We start from the raw sequence: 14500 nt of genomic DNA, 5'->3' as shown, positions 1-14500 counted from the left end.
TCCCGCAGTCACGGCGGAGGCGACCCGACCCGATCGGGTGACGCGCCGTGCCGGCCGCGGGGCCGACGGCGCGGCTAGGGTCGCCGCGGTCGACGGCGACGGCGCCGTCGGGAGAGGACTCCGGGTGCACGCCGACCGCCGGGCCTGGCTGGCCTCCCTGCGTCCCGGGCCGGTCGGTTACCGGCCCCTCGACCTCGCCCGCGGCGGCCTGGGTGCGCTGGTGGGCATCGTCGTCGCCGCGCTCGCGGCCCGGGTGCTGCCGGGCGGACCGGCGGCGCTGCCCTTCATCGTGGCGCCGATGGGCGCCACCGCGGTGCTGCTGTTCGCCGCGCCGGCCAGCCCGCTGGCGCAGCCGTGGTCGGTGCTGGTCGGCAACGTCGTCTCGACGCTGGTCGGGGTCACCGCCGGGAAGCTGATCGACGACGTGGCGCTGGCCGCCGCGGTCGCCGTGGGCTGCGCGATCGTGGTCATGATGCTGCTGCGCTGCGTGCACCCGCCGGGCGGTGCGTGCGCGCTGTTCGCCGCGGTCGGCGGCTCGGCGGTGGCCGAGCAGGGATACGCCTTCGCCGTCCTGCCGGTCGGCGTGAACACCGTCGTCCTGCTGGCGGTCGGCGCGCTGGTCAACAACCTGACCGGCCGGCCGTATCCGCACGTGCCCCCGCCCCCGCCGCCGAGCCAGGGCACCGACCTCGCGCCCAGCGAGCGGGTCGGCGTCTCCACCGAGGACGTCACCCGGGCGATCGCCCGGCTCGACCGCGGCCTGGACGTGCTGCCCGGCGACGTCGTCGCGCTCGTCCGTGATGCGGAGGCGCACGCACTGGACCGCCGGCTCGGGCGACTGCGGGTGGGCGCCCTCATGGCGCGGGACGTGAAGAGCGTCCTGCCGGGGGACACCCTGTACCGGGCCCGGATGGTGATCAACCAGCACCACGTCAAGGCGGTGCCGGTGGTCGACGCCGAGCACCGGGTCGTCGGGATCATCACGGTGTTCGACCTGTTCAACCGCGACGTCGTCGAGTTCGACCCGGTGTCGAAGGTGATGACGACGCCGGTCACCACCGTCTCCGAGGACACGCCGGTGGCCGAGCTGGTCGAGCTGATGACCGACCGCGGGCTGCGCAACCTGCCCGTGGTCGACGGCGACGGACGGCTGGTCGGGATCATCACGCGGACCGAGCTCATCGCCGTGCTGCACCGGGCGCTGGTCGGCTCCTGACCGCGGGGCGTAACCGCATCGGGCGGAGATTGGCCGCGGGGGTACCGCGCGCGGACGGCGTCGCCTTGGATCAGCCGGTGCCGTCCCTCCTGCAGAAGCTGCTGTCGTCGCTCGCCGTGGTCGGCGCGGCGGCGGCGCTGCCCCTCGTCGCGTCGGTCGGGTCGTTCTCCCCGGACGCCGACCCCTTCCCGCACTCGGTCGAGGGCCCCGCCGTCCAGGAGTGACGCGGCCCGGGGGAGGGCATCCGGGAACCGTGCGCATCGACGTGGCGGCGGTCCGCGAGCTGCGGTTCGACGACGGGACGCCGGTGACCGCCGCCTCCGGGATCGCCCCGCTCGGCGACGGCTGGCTGGTCGTGCAGGACGACGCCACGACCGCCGCCTGGCTCCGGCCGGACTCGGTCCTCCCGGTGCGGCTGCTCCCCCCGGTCGACGGGCTCGACCACTTCAGCGAGCGCGCGGGGACCAAGCACCTCAAGCCCGACCTCGAGGTCGCCTGCCCGGTCGAGGTCGACGGCGCCCCGGCGGTGCTCGCGCTGGGCTCCGGTTCGTCGCCCCGCCGCATGCGGGGCGTGCTCGTGCGCCTCGCCGGTGGGGTGCCGGTCGCCGTGGCCGCCGACCTCACCCCGCTGTACCAGCGGGTCGCCCAGGCGCTCGGCGTGCCGCCGGACCGGCTGAACCTCGAGGGCGCCAGCCGGCACGGGGACACCGTGCGCTGGTTCCAGCGCGGCAACCTGGCCGCCGGCGTGCCCTCTGCGGGGGTGGACCTCCCCCTGGCGCCCCTGGTCCGCGCCGTGCTCGACGGGACGGGTGCGGCGTCGGTACCGGTCGGCGCGGTCCACCGCTACGACCTGGGCGAGGTCGCGGGCGTCGGCCTGGCGGTGACCGACGCCGTCGCCCTGCCGGACGGGCGGACCCTGCTCAGCGCGGCGGCGGAGGACACGCCGAACGCGGTCGACGACGGTCCGGTGGTCGCCACCGCGCTGGCCCTGGTCGACGGCGACCGGCTCCTCGACGTCACGCCGCTGCCGACGCCGGGCGGTCGCGTGCACAAGGTGGAGGGGCTGGCCCTGCGCGGGGTGGACGGCGAGGTGGTGACGCTCCTCGCCGTGGTGGACGACGACGACCCCGCCCTGCCCTCGACGCTGCTGGAGCTGCGGGTGCGGCTGGGCTGAGGAGAGGGGTGTCAGGCGGTGAGGTCCCGGAGGACGGCGAGCGAGGCCAGGCGGGTCGGGTGGTCCTCGCCGAGCGCGGTGGCGTTGAGCGTCGTCGCCCCGGCCTCGGCGAAGGCGGCGACCCGCTCGGCGACGAACCCGCGGGGCCCGACCAGGGACACCCCGCGGACCAGCTCGTCGGGCAGCGCCGCGGCCGCCTGCTGCTGTCGCCCACCGAGGTAGAGCTCCTGCACCTCCCCGGCGGCATCGGGGAAGCCGTACCGGACGGCGAGGTCGTTGTAGAAGTTCCGCCCGCGGGCCCCCATGCCGCCGATGTACAGCGCGAGGTGCTGGCGCACGCGGCGCAGCGCCCGCTCCGCCTCGTCGGCGTCCTCGGTGACCAGGAGGGAGGTGTCGGCGACGACGTCGAGCGGGCCGAGCGCGGGATCCCGGCGCGCGGTGCCCTCGGCGAGCGGCCCGCCGAACGCGTCCGCCGCCCGTTCCGGCAGGTAGAAGACCGGCTCCCACGCCTCGAACAGCTCGGCGGCCAGCGCCACGTTCTTCGGCCCGAGCGCCGCGAGCATCAGCGGGATGCGGTCGCGGACCGGGTGGTTGACCAGCTTCAGCGGCTTGCCCAGCCCGCTGCCGCCGCGCTCGGGGGTCAGCGGCACCTGCACGTGCGGGCCGTCGTGCTCGAGCAGCTCCCGCCGCCAGACCTGCCGGCAGACGTCGACGACCTCCCGGGTCCGGGCCAGGGGAGCGGTGTACGGGACGCCGTGGAAGCCCTCGACCACCTGGGGGCCGGAGGCGCCGAGGCCGAGGGTGAACCGGCCCTCGGAGACCGAGTCCAGCCCGGCCGCGGTCATCGCCAGCAGCGCCGGCGTCCGGGAGTAGACGTTCAGGATCCCGGCGGCCAGCTGCAGGGTCGTCGTCCGGGCGGCGAGGTAGCCGAGCTGGCTGACCGCGTCGAAGGACCAGGCCTCCGGCACGAAGACGATGTCCAGGCCCGCGGCCTCGTACTCGCCGATGACGGCGGCGGCCTCGCGGAAGCCCCCGCTGTAGGACAGCGGCATCCCGATCCGCATGCGGGTCACCGCCCGGTCCAGACCGGCGGGCGCTTCTCCAGGAAGGCGCGCACGCCCTCCTTCGCGTCGGCGGACCCGGACGTGCTGTGGGCGTGCTCTCGGGTGAGCTCCCACTGCACCTGCTCGGCGGCCCGGGCGCCGTCGCGCAGCCCGAGCGCGATCCGCTTGCTCGCCTGCACCGCGAGGGGCGCGTTCCGGGCGATCCGGCCGGCGAGCTCGAGCGCGGCGTCGACGAGCTGGTCGGCGGGCACGACCCGGTTCACCAGGTGCAGCTCCAGCGCGCGGGCGGCGGTGATCGGGTCGCCGGTGAGCACCAGCTCCATGCCGATCCGCTCGGGGAGCTGGGTCAGGGCACGGAAGGCGCCGCCGTCGGCGGCGATCATCCCGATGGTGACCTCCGGCAGGCCGATGACGGCGTGCTCGGCGGCCACGGCGAGGTCGCAGGACATCAGCAGCTCGGCGCCTCCGCCCATGGCCGCGCCGTTGACCGCGGCGATGGTCGGCTTGCTGATCGGGTGCCGCACCCAGCCGGCGAACCCCCAGTGCTCGAAGCCCGGCGGCAGCACGGTCTCCCCGCGGGCCTGGGCCTTGAGGTCGGCCCCCGCGGAGAACGCCTTGTCCCCGGCGCCGGTGATGACGACGACGCGGACGTCGGGGTCGGCGTCGACCTCGTCGAGCAGCCGGCCGACGGTCATGTGCACCTCGCCGTCGACGGCGTTGCGCACCTCGGGCCGGTTGATCGTCACCAGCAGCACGTGGTCCCGCCGCTCGACCAGCACCTTGTCGCTCATCGGCCGGTGAACCGCGGCTCGCGGCGCTCGACGAACGCCTGCATGGCCTCCTTGGCGTCGGAGCCGATGCCCAGGCCCAGCAGCGTGACCTCCTGCTTGGCGACCTGCTCCATCGTCTGCTCCAGCGCGTCGTTGATCTGGCCCTTCACGTGGCCGATCCCGATCGTGGGTCCCGCGGCCAGCCGCCGTGCCCAGTCGCCGGCGAACGCCAGCAGTTCGTCGTCGGGGACGCAGCGGTTGGCCAGCCCCCACTCCGCCGCCGTCCGCCCGTCGACGGGCTCGCCGAAGAGCGCCATCTCCTTGGCCCGCACCGGGCTCAGTGCCCGGGTGAGCAGGAACGCCCCCGCCCCCTCCAGGGGCAGGCCGCGGTTGACGAACACCTCGCTGAACCGGGCCGACTCGGCTGCGACCACGAGGTCGCAGGCCAGCGCCAGGTTGCAGCCGCCGCCGTAGGCCGGTCCGTTCACCGCGGCGACGAACGGCTTCTCGTTCTCCCAGATGGCCCGGGCCAGCCGCCACCAGCCGAACCGCCGGCCGTCCTCGCGGGCGACGTTGGCCAGGGCGCCGCGCTGCCGCTCGGGCGGGATCTCGATGTGCGGCGGGGACATGAGGTCGGCCCCCGCGCAGAAGGCGGTGCCGCTCCCGGTGACGACGGCGGCACGGATGTCCGGATCGGCCCGGACCTCCTCGATCGCGGCGAGCAACGCATCGCGCAGGGGGTGGTGGATCGCGTTGCGGACCTGCGGCCGGTCGAGGACGAGCCAGGCGACGCCGTCCTCCACGCGGAACGCCAGGCCGGCCTCGGCCCAGGCAGCGGCGGGAGCGGACATCGTCGTCCTCCGGTCTGTATCGGAAGGCTGACGGTATCCACGGAGCGAGCATTGTGTCGACGCGTGACCGTGGACACACTGCGACGGTGACGATCCCCTCGGGCAGCGCTCTGGACGGCATCCGCATCCTCGACCTCACCTGGGGCCCGGGTGCCTCGGTGGGCGTGACGATGCTGGCCGAGCACGGCGCCGACGTCGTCAAGGTCGAGCCGCCGGGCGGCGACCCGTTCCGCGGCTACTCCGGCAGCGCGGTCTGGCACCGCAGCCGCCGCTCGATCGCGCTCGACCTCACCCAAGCCGCCGACGCCGCGGTGTTCGAGGACCTCCTCGCCGGTGCGGACGTGCTGGTCGAGGGCTTCCGGCCGGGTGTCATGGACCGGCTCGGCTTCGGCTTCGACGCCGTGCACGACCGCCACCCCGGACTCGTCTACTGCTCGGTGTCCGCCTGGCCGGTCGGGCACCGCAACGAGCAGCGCGCGGGCTGGGACGCCCTCGTCCAGGCCGCCGGCGGCGCGCAGACCGAGCAGCCCGGCTGGCGGACGGGCCCGGTCTACAACCACGCCCCGACCCCCTCGCTGGGCGCGGTCTTCCTCGCCCCGATGGGCATCCTCGCCGCGCTGCACCAGCGCGCCACGACCGGCCGCGGGCAGCACGTGCGGACGTCGCTGCTGCAGGGGCTGTTCCTGTACACGACGCAGATCTGGCAGGACGTCGAGCACTGGGCGCCGGCCTTCCACGACGTGATGGCGAAGACGTACCCGCCGGGCATCCACCAGGGGATGATCTGGCAGGCCGCCGACGGCTGGATCCACCTCTCGGTGCTGTCCGGCCTCACGCCCAAGCGGTCGATCGAGGACATCCTCGGCATCGACCAGCCGCACCCCTACGTGCAGGCCTCCGCGCCGGCGGAGCAGCGGGAGGCGTGGCACGCCGAGCGCGCGGCCGCGTTCCTCTCCTGGAAGGTCGCCGACCTGGCCGCCGTCCTCCGGGAGAACAACCACGCCTGCGAGCCGATCGTCCCGGCCGAGCAGGCGCTGGCCGAGCCGCACCCGCAGCTGGCCGCCAACGACATGGTCGCGCAGGTGACCGACCCCGAGCTGGGTGAGACCACGCAGATGGGGGTGCCGATCCACCTGCTCGGCACCCCCGGCGCGATCGTCTCCCCGCGGCCCCGGCTCGACGAGCACGGCGCGGCCGTCCGGGCCGCCGGGTGGGGTGCCGAGCGGATGGGTCCCGTGCCGTCGGGTGGCCCGGCGCAGCCCACGGCGCTGGGCGGCCTGCGGCTGGTCGACTTCGGCCAGTACCTGGCCGGCCCGTTCGGCCCGATGCTGCTCGGCGACCTCGGCATGGACGTCGTCAAGATCGAGCCGGTCACCGGCGACAACATGCGGATGGCGCAGGCGCCCTTCAACGGCTGCCAGCGCGGCAAGCGGTCCCTCGCGCTGGACCTGAAGAACCCGCGCGGCCGGGAGCTCGCCCTCGAGGTCGTGCGCACCGCCGACGTCGTCCACCACAACATGACCCGGGGTGTGGCCGACCGGATCGGCATCGGCTACGCCGACTGCCGGGCGGTGAACGAGGCCGTCATCTACTGCAACACCTACGCCTACGGGCTGGCCGACCCCCTCGGCCGCTCCGGTGGGCTGGACCCGCTGTACCAGGCCAGCAGCGGCATCGAGTTCGAGCAGGGCGCGGTGCACCTGGGCCAGCGACCGCTGTACGTCCGGTTCGGCTTCACCGACCAGGCGAACGCGGTGCTCTCGGTGGTCGGCGTGCTGCTGGCGCTGGCCCACCGCGACCGCACGGGGGAGGGGCAGGAGCTCTGGACCTCGCTGCTCGACGGGGGTGCGGTGTTCGCCTCCGACGCGCTGCTGGTCGACGGCGTGCCGGTGGAGCGGCCGCACCTGGACGCCGGGCTGCACGGCATCGGCCCCGGCTACCGGCTCTACCGCTGCCAGGACGAGCAGTACCTGCAGGTCGTCGCCACCACCGACGCGCAGTGGACGGCGCTGTGTGCCGCCGTCGGCGCCGGGGAGCTGGGGAGCCGGCGGGGGGACCCGCGCGAGGAGCTGGAGCCGGTGCTCGAGGCCGCGTTCGCCGGCCGCACGTCCTGGAACTGGAAGCGCACGCTCGACGCCGCCGGCGTGCCGTGCGAGCTCCCGCTGGACACCCAGGGCGGCGTCGCCCCGCTGTACGACGCGGACAACGTGCGGCTCGGGCTGGTCGCCGAGTACGACCACCCGCTGTACGGCCGCACCCGGCAGTTCGGGCACCTGATCGACTTCTCCGAGACCCCGGGCCGCATCGCCGGGCCCGCGCCGCTGGTCGGCCAGCACACCCGCGAGCTGCTCGACGGCATCGGCCTCACGCAGCGGGAGATCGACGAGCTGGTCGCCGCGGGAGTGGCGTACGAGCCGCGGGAGGACTACCGCGAGCGGTTCGTCAACTGAGCACCCGGCCCCGCCGGCGGACCGGGCCGCCGTCGGGCCGCAGGTGCACCGGGACGAAGCCCGTGCGGCGCTGGAAGTAGCGCGTCCCCGGGCTGGTGAGGAGCATCGACCCGCCGACGGCGAGGGTCGTCACCCCGCGGTCGATGAGCCGGTCGGCGAGGTGCGCCTGCAGCGCGTATCGGGTGACCCGGGCGGCGGGGTGGCCGAAGGCGCTCACCATGGCGATGAGACCGGCCCGGCCCTCGTCGACGACGGTCTGCGCGACCGCCACCGGGTCCCCGTCGGCGTCGTAGGCCACCGACCACAGCCGGTCGTCGGTGGGCCGCTGGTGGTCCGGGGCGAGGTGCTCGGGGGTGGCGCCGCGCCGGCCGGCGAGGCCGACCGCGATCCGGTGCAGCTCGCCGGCGTCGTGGACGGGCACGCACCGCACGCCCTCGGCCGCGGCGCGGGCCGCGTTGGTCCGCAGCGCCTGGCGGGGCCGTCCGCGCAGGTACTCCGCGGAGCTCCCGGGGAGCTCCAGGACCGCGATCGGTGCCCGGTTGAACGGCAGCCGGCGGTCCGGGCGGAACCAGGCGCGGAGCTCCCGCCCGGCCGGGGCGTCGCTGAAGGACAGCGGGTGGTCGGGGAGCTCGCGCAGCACCGTGCGGACGGCGGCGAGGCCGTCGCGCGAGGCCGCGGCACGGGCCCGGGCCGCGGGTGTGGCGGCGGTGCGCACGCCCTGCACGTACCCGGCCGCTGCCTCGAGGGCCTCTCCGCAGGCCCACTCCGAGCTGCGCCGCTCCGCTACTGCCGTCCCCGTCATGCCGTCCACTCCCTGCCGCCCCGCGTGACCCCCGCCACGCGCGCACAGAAGAGCAGAACCGATCGGTTCCGGTAGGTCGACCCGCCTGAGCTGTGTCGATCCGCAACTCGGCACGCCCCACCCACCCCACCGGTCCCAGGAGGCGGCGAAACGGCGGATCAGGCGGTGGCGCGACCCTCGTACATGAAGCCGGCCGGCCGCGGTGACCCCGGCTCGTAGTAGGTGTCCAGCGCGGAGACGGTCAACGGCGAGGCGGCCAGGAGGTGTGCGACGTCGGTGTCCAGCCGGCAGCCGGCGATCGCCAGATTGAGTCGGTTGCTGCGGCGCTGCCACCCTGCGACACCGGCGTCGGGGGAGAGGCCGTGCTCCACCAGGTGCAGCGCCGCGCCCGGCTTGAGCACGCGGGCCACCTCGGCCAGGGCCAGGTGGGCGTCGGGCACCCCGCAGAGGACCCAGGTGCAGAGGGCGGAGTCGAAGCGGTCGTCGGGGAACGGCAGGTCGCGCGCGTCGGCCGCGGCGACGGTCACGGGCACGGCGGCGCTGTCCCGCCGTCCGGCGGCGAGCCGCAGGGCGCCGGTCGAGGGCTCGACCGCCCACACCCCGGTGACGGCGGGCGGGAGGTGCGGGAGGTTGCGGCCGGACCCGTAGCCGATCTCCAGCACGTCGCCGGTCAGGCCGGCGCACACGCGGTCGCGGATCGCGCCGGTGGCCTTCTCTCCGAGGGTCGCGTCCAGCAGGCGCGGGCGGACGTACCGGCTGTAGAGCCCCATGCCTCCGCAGCCTGCTCCGGTCGGCGCCGCGGGTGCAACGCACTCAGCCGGCGGCCGTCGCGGGCTGGGCGAGAGTGGACGGGGCCTGCGCCGGCGACCAGCCGGGGCCGCGGACCAGGCGGGCCAGCCGGTGCGACCACCGGCGGTCCGCGCGCACGTCGCGGGCGATGGCGACGTACTCGGCCGCGGCGATCCGCAGGGGGTTGAAGCTGGCGACCGGCTTGGTGATCCCGTAGCGCACCGGCTCGACCTCGGGCTCGAAGGTGCCGAAGAGCCGGTCGAACAGGATGAGGACGCCGCCGTAGTTCTTGTCGAGGTACTGCGGGTTCCGGCCGTGGTGCACGCGGTGTTGGCTCGGGGTGTTGAAGACGTACTCGACCGGTCGCGGCAGCTTCCCGACGAGCTCGGTGTGGATCCAGAACTGGTAGAGCAGGTTGATCGACGTCGCCAGCACGTACAGCACCGGGTTCACGCCCAGCAGGATCAGCACCGCCCCGAACGGCCACTCGGTCAGCGGCGTCCAGGGCTGCCGCAGCGCCGTCGACAGGTTGTAGCGCTCGCTGGAGTGGTGGACGACGTGGGACGCCCAGAGCAGGCGGATCTCGTGCTCGGCGCGGTGGTACCAGTAGAAGAGGAAGTCCTTGCCGAGGAGCGCGACGGTCCAGGCGAGCCAGCCGGTGCCCAGGTCCAGCGGCGTGGCGTTCCACAGCAGCACGTACCCGCCCAGGCCGAGCACGGTGGTGATCGCGACCGGGACGACGAGGCTGCCCAGCCCCATCCCGAGGCTGGCCAGCGTGTCCTCGACGGTGTAGCCGGCGCGGTCGCCGGCGTCCGTTCGTGCCTCCCGGCCGAGCACGACGGCCTCGACGACCATCAGCAACACGAAGGCCGGGACCGCGTAGAGGATCAGGTCGACCTCGGCCATGTCGGCCAGCGAGCCGCGCAGGTGTTCCACGTGCTCTCCTCCTGGGTGGGTCAGCGGTCGTCCAGCTGGGAGTGGACGACGGCGACGAGCGTCTCGATCCGGTGCTTGCGCTCGGCGTCGCCGACGACCCCGAGCGCCACTCCGAAGACGGCGCTCACCGCGAGGTCGAAGACCGCCTCGAACTGCGGGTGGTCCACGTGGGCGGGCAGCAGGTCCCGGGCGACACCGAGTACCCGCGCGGTGTGCGGTCCGTTCACCTGCTCCAGCTGCGCGGCCAGCTCGCGGTCGGTGCGCGCCCAGACCGTGAGCTCGAGGACGGCGGCCAGGCGGGGCTCGTCGTGGGTCTGCCAGAGCAGCCGGACGGCGTCGCCGAGCGGATCGCCGCTGAGTGCCGACACCTCGGCGAATCGGGCGAGGTACTCGGCGACGGCCTCGTCGAACACCCGGGCGGCGACAGCGCCGAGCAGGGCCGCCTTGCTGGGGAAGTGGTTGAACAGTGCGCCCGAGGAGACGCCGGCACGAGCGCAGACGGCAGCCGTGGTGCAGCCGGCGATGCCGCCGTCGACCAGGCAGTCGAGCGCGGCGTCGAGGAGGGCCGCGCGGGTCGTGGCACGGCGCTGGTCCTGGGTCGGCACGCCGCGACGTTAGAAAGCGAGTACTCGGTATGTCAATCACGCCTAGTGTCCGCGGCATGAGCGCTCCCCGAACCACCGCCCGGCTGCTGCTCGGCGGGGCGATGGTCTTCGCCGGCGTCGCGCACCTGACGTTCCAGCGGTCGGAGTTCCAGGCCCAGGTGCCCGGCTGGTTCCCCGTCGACGAGGACCTGACGGTGCTGGCCTCGGGCGTGGTCGAGATCGGGCTGGGCGCGGCGTTCGTCGCGCTCCCGCGCCGGCGGCGCACGCTCGGGGCCCTGCTGGCGGCGTTCTTCGTCGCAGTCTTCCCGGGCAACGTCGCCCAGTACCTCGAGGGCGCCGACGCGTTCGGCCTCGACACCGACCGGGCGCGGCTCGTCCGGCTGTTCTTCCAGCCACTGCTCGTGCTCTGGGCCCTCTACGGCGGGGGCTGGCTGCGCCGCCGCGACTGAGGCCGGTGCGGGAGGCGGGAGTCGAACCCGCACGCCCGAAGGCACCAGATCCTAAGTCTGGCGTGGCTGCCGTTACACCACTCCCGCGCGGCTGCGGAGTCTACGACCGGGGTGGTCGACGGCCCACCGAGTTCGGCGGGGTCGCCCGTGCGGGTGCTGCCCGCGGCGGTCGCGCGCCGCTCCCGCCGCGTTCTGGCAGGCTGTGGCCGTGCCTCCTCGCGACCCTCGACAGATCCAGCTGGAGATCGACGCCGCCCGTGAGTCGCTGGCGGCCACTCTCGACGAGCTGGCCTTCCGCAGCAGCCCCACCCGGCTGAAGGCGAAGGGGCGCGACGCCGTCGTCCACTTCTTCCAGAGCCCGGCGGGCAAGGCGACCCTCGGCGCGGTGGGGCTGTTCGTCACCGTCGTCGTCGTCAACTCGGTCCGCAGCCGCGGCCGCAAGCGGAAGCGCTGACGCCCGTTCCGCGCCGCGATCCGGTCGGGCCCGGCCAGGAGTCCGTCTGGGACTACCCCCGGCCGCCGTCGGCGGAGGTCACCGGCCGGCTGGTCGAGGTCGAGATCGGGGGCCGGGTGGTCGCCCGCACGACCCGTGCTGTCCGGGTCTGCGAGACCAGCCATCCGCCGGTCTACTACGTGCCCGCCGACGACGTCGTCCCCGGTGCGCTCGCGCCCGGCGGCGGCACGTCGTGGTGCGAGTGGAAGGGCGCGGCGAGCTACTGGGACGCCGTCGTCGACGGGCGGCGCGTGCCGGCGGTCGGCTGGTCCTACGAGGACCCGACGCCCGGCTTCGAGCACCTGCGCGGCGCCGTCGCGTTCTACCCGAGCCGGGTCGACGCCGCCCGGGTGGACGGCGTCGCGGTCCGCGCCCAGGCCGGCGACTTCTACGGCGGCTGGATCACCCCCGAGGTGGTCGGGCCCTTCAAGGGAGAGCCCGGCACGCTCGGCTGGTGACCCGCCGCGTCAGCCGAGCAGGCTGCGCAGGCCCGGGAGGACGACCGTGTCCAGCACCTGGTCGGCGTAGTCGTGGGTGACCGGATCGCCGGTCAGCAGCCACCGCTGCACCAGCAGTGCACTGCTCGCCTCCGACAGAAGCGATGTGTCGACGTCGGCTTTCAGCTCACCGCGCTCGGCCGCCTGGGTGTACATCTGCCCGTAGGAGTCCCGCCACGCCTGCAGCGGACCGTTGTGGAACGCCTCGGTCAGCGCGGGCTGGTGGCTCATGGCCGGCAGCAGCGACCGGATCGCGGTCCCGACGGGACCGTTGACGACGTCGACGAGCCGGTGGACGACGGCGCGGACGTCGCCCTCGAGGGAACCGGTGTCGACCGGCGCGGCCAGTGCCTTGTTCATCACCGCGATGGTGTCGACGACGAGGTCCTGCTTGGTGCGCCAGCGCCGGTAGATGGTGGCCTTGCCGACGCCGGCCTCCGCGGCCACCGCGTCCATGGTCAGGGCGCCGTAGCCGACCTCGCCCAGCAGATGCAGGATCGCCTCGCGGATCACGCCGTCCCGGCTGGGATCGCGCGGGCGCCCGCCGCGGCTCGTGCGCACTGTCTCGGTGGTTGCGACGACTGCCATGCAGTTGACCTTAGACACTTAAGCTGTGAAGTTCCGGATCTCGGCCCTCCCGCTCGTGGCCGAGTCGCCCGGACGGGTCCTCCGCGCGCCTGTCGGTCCCCGCCCGTCCCCTCGGTCATCCTGCTGACGTGCCCCGGACCATCAGCACGCACCGGCGGCGGGAGACCTGGGACCTCCCGGAGGTCGCGACCCGCCTGCTGCTGGCCAGTCCCGTGGAGAGCGCGCTCCCCGTGGTGGCCGGGATCGCCCGGTCCGTCGGGCTCTCGGTCTACCGCTCCGGCGGCCTCCTCGACATCACCGACGACCGCGACGGGGTCGGCGTGGAGCGGCTGTTCGACCGGCTCTCCCGGGAGCTGACCACCGCCGAGGCCGAGGTGCTGCGGGTCGCCGCCGACCCGCCCGGCGAGTACACCGCCCTGGTCACCCGCCTGCTGACCGCGCCCACCCTCGCCGTCGAGCTGGCCCGCCGCGGCAACACCGCGGAGGTCGGCGTCCTGGCCGAGGCCGAGCTGTGGAGCGTCTACCAGCCGATCGTCTCCCTGACCGACGGCGCCGTCGTCGCCCACGAGGCCCTGCTGCGCGGCCTGGCCGACGGCCGCGAGGTCGGCGGTGGTGACCTCTTCTTCGTCGCCGAGTCCGCCGACTGGCTGCCCCGGCTGGACCGCATCGGGCGGGAGTGCGCCGTCTCCGGCGCCGCCCCGTGGCTCGGGGACGCCGACCTGTTCGTCAACACCCACCCGACTTCGGTGCACCGGCCCGAGTCGGACCTGGAGAGCACCCGGCAGCTCATGGACGACGCCGGGCTGGACCCGGGGCGGCTGGTGATCGAGGTCGCCGAGCCGCCGGCGGTGACCGAGCACGGGCACCTGCTGTCGGTGCTGGAGCGGTACCGGGAGCTGGGCTGGCGGGTCGCGCTGGACGACGTCTCCGCCGGCTGGGCCAGCCGCGAGCTGCTGGCGACCGTGCGCCCCGACGTCGTCAAGCTCGGCAAGCGGCTGGTCCAGGCCCTGCCCGATCCGGGCGCCCGCACGATGGTCCGCTGGGTGGTCGACGCCGCGCACGGCGTGGGCGCGCAGGTGGTCGCCGAGGGCGTCGAGGACGAGCGGACCGCCGAGGAGGTCACCGGCCTGGGTGCCGACCTCGGTCAGGGCTGGTACTTCGGCCGCCCCGTGGTGCTGGAGCCCGAGTCCGCGACGGTCTAGAGACCCCAGCCGGTCAGCACCGGCCGGGCGTGCTCGTGGCCGAGCACGCCGAAGGCGCCGGCCGGCAGCGCGAACAGGGCGCCGGACTCCGGGCCCAGCCCCAACCAGCGCGCGGTGAGGATGCGCAGCACGTGGCCGTGGGCGACCAGCGCGACGTCGCCGTCGTCCAGCCGGGCCCGGGCCCGCGCCAGCACCCGGTCGACCCGCTCGGCCACCTGCGCGAGCGTCTCGCCGGGGGTCGCCCCCGGCACCACGCCGTCGCGCCAGACCGACCACTCGTGGCCGAGCTCGTCGCTGATCTCGGCTGTGGTCCGGCCCTCGTAGCCGCCGTAGTCGACCTCCAGCAGGTCCGGGTCGACGTCGGTGGCGGTCAGCCCGGCGAGCTCCGCCGTCCGCCGCGCCCGCTGCATGGGGCTGACCCGCACCTCGACGAACCGGCGCCCGGCCAGGTGCGGCGCCTGTGCACGCGCCTTGTCCTCGCCCTCCGGGAGCAGCGGCAGGTCGGTCAGACCCGTGTGCTGTCCGTTGCGGCTCCACTCGGTCTGCCCGTGCCGCAGCACCACGATCTCGCCCACCCCGCCCATGCAACACGCTGCCGGGAACACCCGCGCGGG

The 14500-nt window shown here is 74.8% G+C and carries 17 protein-coding genes and 1 tRNA gene; 8 read left to right on the top strand and 10 right to left on the bottom strand.

What is annotated here, in order from left to right; genetic code table 11:
• Window positions 1–124 precede the first annotated feature (124 nt).
• The 3 genes from N555_RS0110420 (at window position 125) to N555_RS0110410 (ending at window position 2390) form a co-directional block, all read left to right on the top strand.
• Window positions 125–1216 (top strand): HPP family protein, encoded by a 1092-nt coding sequence (locus N555_RS0110420; protein ID WP_034509735.1) that lies wholly within the window; start codon window positions 125–127, stop codon window positions 1214–1216.
• A 77-nt stretch (window positions 1217–1293) separates the two neighbouring features.
• Complete coding sequence (locus N555_RS27885) at window positions 1294–1440, top strand: hypothetical protein (RefSeq protein ID WP_156036310.1); 147 nt, start codon at window positions 1294–1296, stop codon at window positions 1438–1440.
• Between the two features lie 29 nt (window positions 1441–1469).
• On the top strand, window positions 1470–2390 hold the full coding sequence (locus N555_RS0110410) for a DUF6910 family protein (protein WP_029431427.1): 921 nt from the start codon (window positions 1470–1472) through the stop codon (window positions 2388–2390).
• A gap of 11 nt (window positions 2391–2401) precedes the next feature.
• Here N555_RS0110410 and N555_RS0110405 read toward each other — a convergent pair whose 3' ends face one another.
• From N555_RS0110405 to N555_RS0110395, 3 genes are read right to left on the bottom strand one after another with little or no spacing between them, the layout of a single operon-like run.
• Complete coding sequence (locus tag N555_RS0110405) at window positions 2402–3454, bottom strand: LLM class F420-dependent oxidoreductase (protein ID WP_029431426.1); 1053 nt, start codon at window positions 3452–3454, stop codon at window positions 2402–2404.
• A 5-nt stretch (window positions 3455–3459) separates the two neighbouring features.
• On the bottom strand, window positions 3460–4245 hold the full coding sequence (locus N555_RS0110400) for an enoyl-CoA hydratase-related protein (RefSeq protein ID WP_029431425.1): 786 nt from the start codon (window positions 4243–4245) through the stop codon (window positions 3460–3462).
• The gene (locus N555_RS0110395) at window positions 4242–5075 is read right to left on the bottom strand and encodes an enoyl-CoA hydratase/isomerase family protein (RefSeq protein ID WP_029431424.1); all 834 of its coding nucleotides are present in this window, start codon (window positions 5073–5075) and stop codon (window positions 4242–4244) included. Before N555_RS0110395 ends, N555_RS0110400 begins: the two co-directional genes overlap by 4 nt.
• A gap of 86 nt (window positions 5076–5161) precedes the next feature.
• Between N555_RS0110395 and N555_RS0110390 the strand changes: the two genes are divergently transcribed.
• The gene (locus N555_RS0110390) at window positions 5162–7525 is read left to right on the top strand and encodes a CaiB/BaiF CoA transferase family protein (RefSeq protein WP_029431423.1); all 2364 of its coding nucleotides are present in this window, start codon (window positions 5162–5164) and stop codon (window positions 7523–7525) included.
• On the opposite strand, the gene N555_RS0110385 is transcribed toward N555_RS0110390, so the two are convergent.
• From N555_RS0110385 to N555_RS25845, 4 genes are all read right to left on the bottom strand, one after another.
• Window positions 7518–8327 carry a hypothetical protein gene (locus tag N555_RS0110385; RefSeq protein ID WP_156036309.1) on the bottom strand — a complete coding sequence of 270 codons (810 nt, stop codon included), beginning with the start codon at window positions 8325–8327 and terminating at the stop codon, window positions 7518–7520. The genes N555_RS0110390 and N555_RS0110385 overlap by 8 nt on opposite strands.
• Before the next feature lie 158 nt (window positions 8328–8485).
• Complete coding sequence (locus N555_RS0110380; RefSeq protein WP_029431421.1) at window positions 8486–9097, bottom strand: class I SAM-dependent methyltransferase; 612 nt, start codon at window positions 9095–9097, stop codon at window positions 8486–8488.
• 43 nt (window positions 9098–9140) lie between these two features.
• Window positions 9141–10052: a sterol desaturase family protein gene (locus N555_RS0110375; RefSeq protein ID WP_231502691.1), complete on the bottom strand. Its 912-nt coding sequence runs from the start codon at window positions 10050–10052 to the stop codon at window positions 9141–9143.
• Between the two features lie 20 nt (window positions 10053–10072).
• Entirely contained in the window at window positions 10073–10657 is a 585-nt protein-coding gene (locus N555_RS25845; RefSeq protein WP_051683939.1) for a TetR/AcrR family transcriptional regulator, read from the bottom strand.
• Window positions 10658–10713: 56 nt separating this feature from the next.
• Here N555_RS25845 and N555_RS0110365 point away from each other — a divergent pair, with 56 nt between their 5' ends.
• Window positions 10714–11106, top strand: coding sequence for a DoxX family protein (locus tag N555_RS0110365; protein WP_081866126.1), 393 nt, complete (start codon window positions 10714–10716; stop codon window positions 11104–11106).
• 6 nt (window positions 11107–11112) lie between these two features.
• Here N555_RS0110365 and N555_RS0110360 read toward each other — a convergent pair.
• Window positions 11113–11193: transfer RNA gene (locus N555_RS0110360), tRNA-Leu, on the bottom strand.
• 121 nt (window positions 11194–11314) lie between these two features.
• On the opposite strand from N555_RS0110360, the gene N555_RS0110355 reads away from it, so the two are divergent.
• Both N555_RS0110355 and N555_RS0110350 read left to right on the top strand, forming a co-directional pair.
• Window positions 11315–11560 (top strand): DUF3618 domain-containing protein, encoded by a 246-nt coding sequence (locus N555_RS0110355; protein ID WP_034509933.1) that lies wholly within the window; start codon window positions 11315–11317, stop codon window positions 11558–11560.
• Complete coding sequence (locus N555_RS0110350) at window positions 11557–12057, top strand: DUF427 domain-containing protein (RefSeq protein WP_029431417.1); 501 nt, start codon at window positions 11557–11559, stop codon at window positions 12055–12057. The genes N555_RS0110355 and N555_RS0110350 overlap by 4 nt, the downstream gene beginning before the upstream one ends.
• 9 nt (window positions 12058–12066) lie before the next feature.
• Here the strand turns inward: N555_RS0110350 and N555_RS0110345 are convergent, their stop codons facing one another.
• On the bottom strand, window positions 12067–12684 hold the full coding sequence (locus N555_RS0110345; RefSeq protein ID WP_029431416.1) for a TetR/AcrR family transcriptional regulator: 618 nt from the start codon (window positions 12682–12684) through the stop codon (window positions 12067–12069).
• Between the two features lie 128 nt (window positions 12685–12812).
• Here N555_RS0110345 and N555_RS0110340 point away from each other — a divergent pair, with 128 nt between their 5' ends.
• The gene (locus N555_RS0110340; protein WP_081866125.1) at window positions 12813–13886 is read left to right on the top strand and encodes an EAL domain-containing protein; all 1074 of its coding nucleotides are present in this window, start codon (window positions 12813–12815) and stop codon (window positions 13884–13886) included.
• Here N555_RS0110340 and N555_RS0110335 read toward each other — a convergent pair.
• Window positions 13883–14461 carry a histidine phosphatase family protein gene (locus N555_RS0110335; protein ID WP_029431414.1) on the bottom strand — a complete coding sequence of 193 codons (579 nt, stop codon included), beginning with the start codon at window positions 14459–14461 and terminating at the stop codon, window positions 13883–13885. The two genes, N555_RS0110340 and N555_RS0110335, sit on opposite strands and share 4 nt — an antisense overlap.
• Between the last annotated feature and the right edge of the window lie 39 nt (window positions 14462–14500).

This window comes from Blastococcus sp. URHD0036, assembly GCF_000701365.1.
Lineage (GTDB): Bacteria > Actinomycetota > Actinomycetes > Mycobacteriales > Geodermatophilaceae > Trujillonella.
This window is presented reverse-complemented; position numbering and strand designations above follow the sequence as displayed.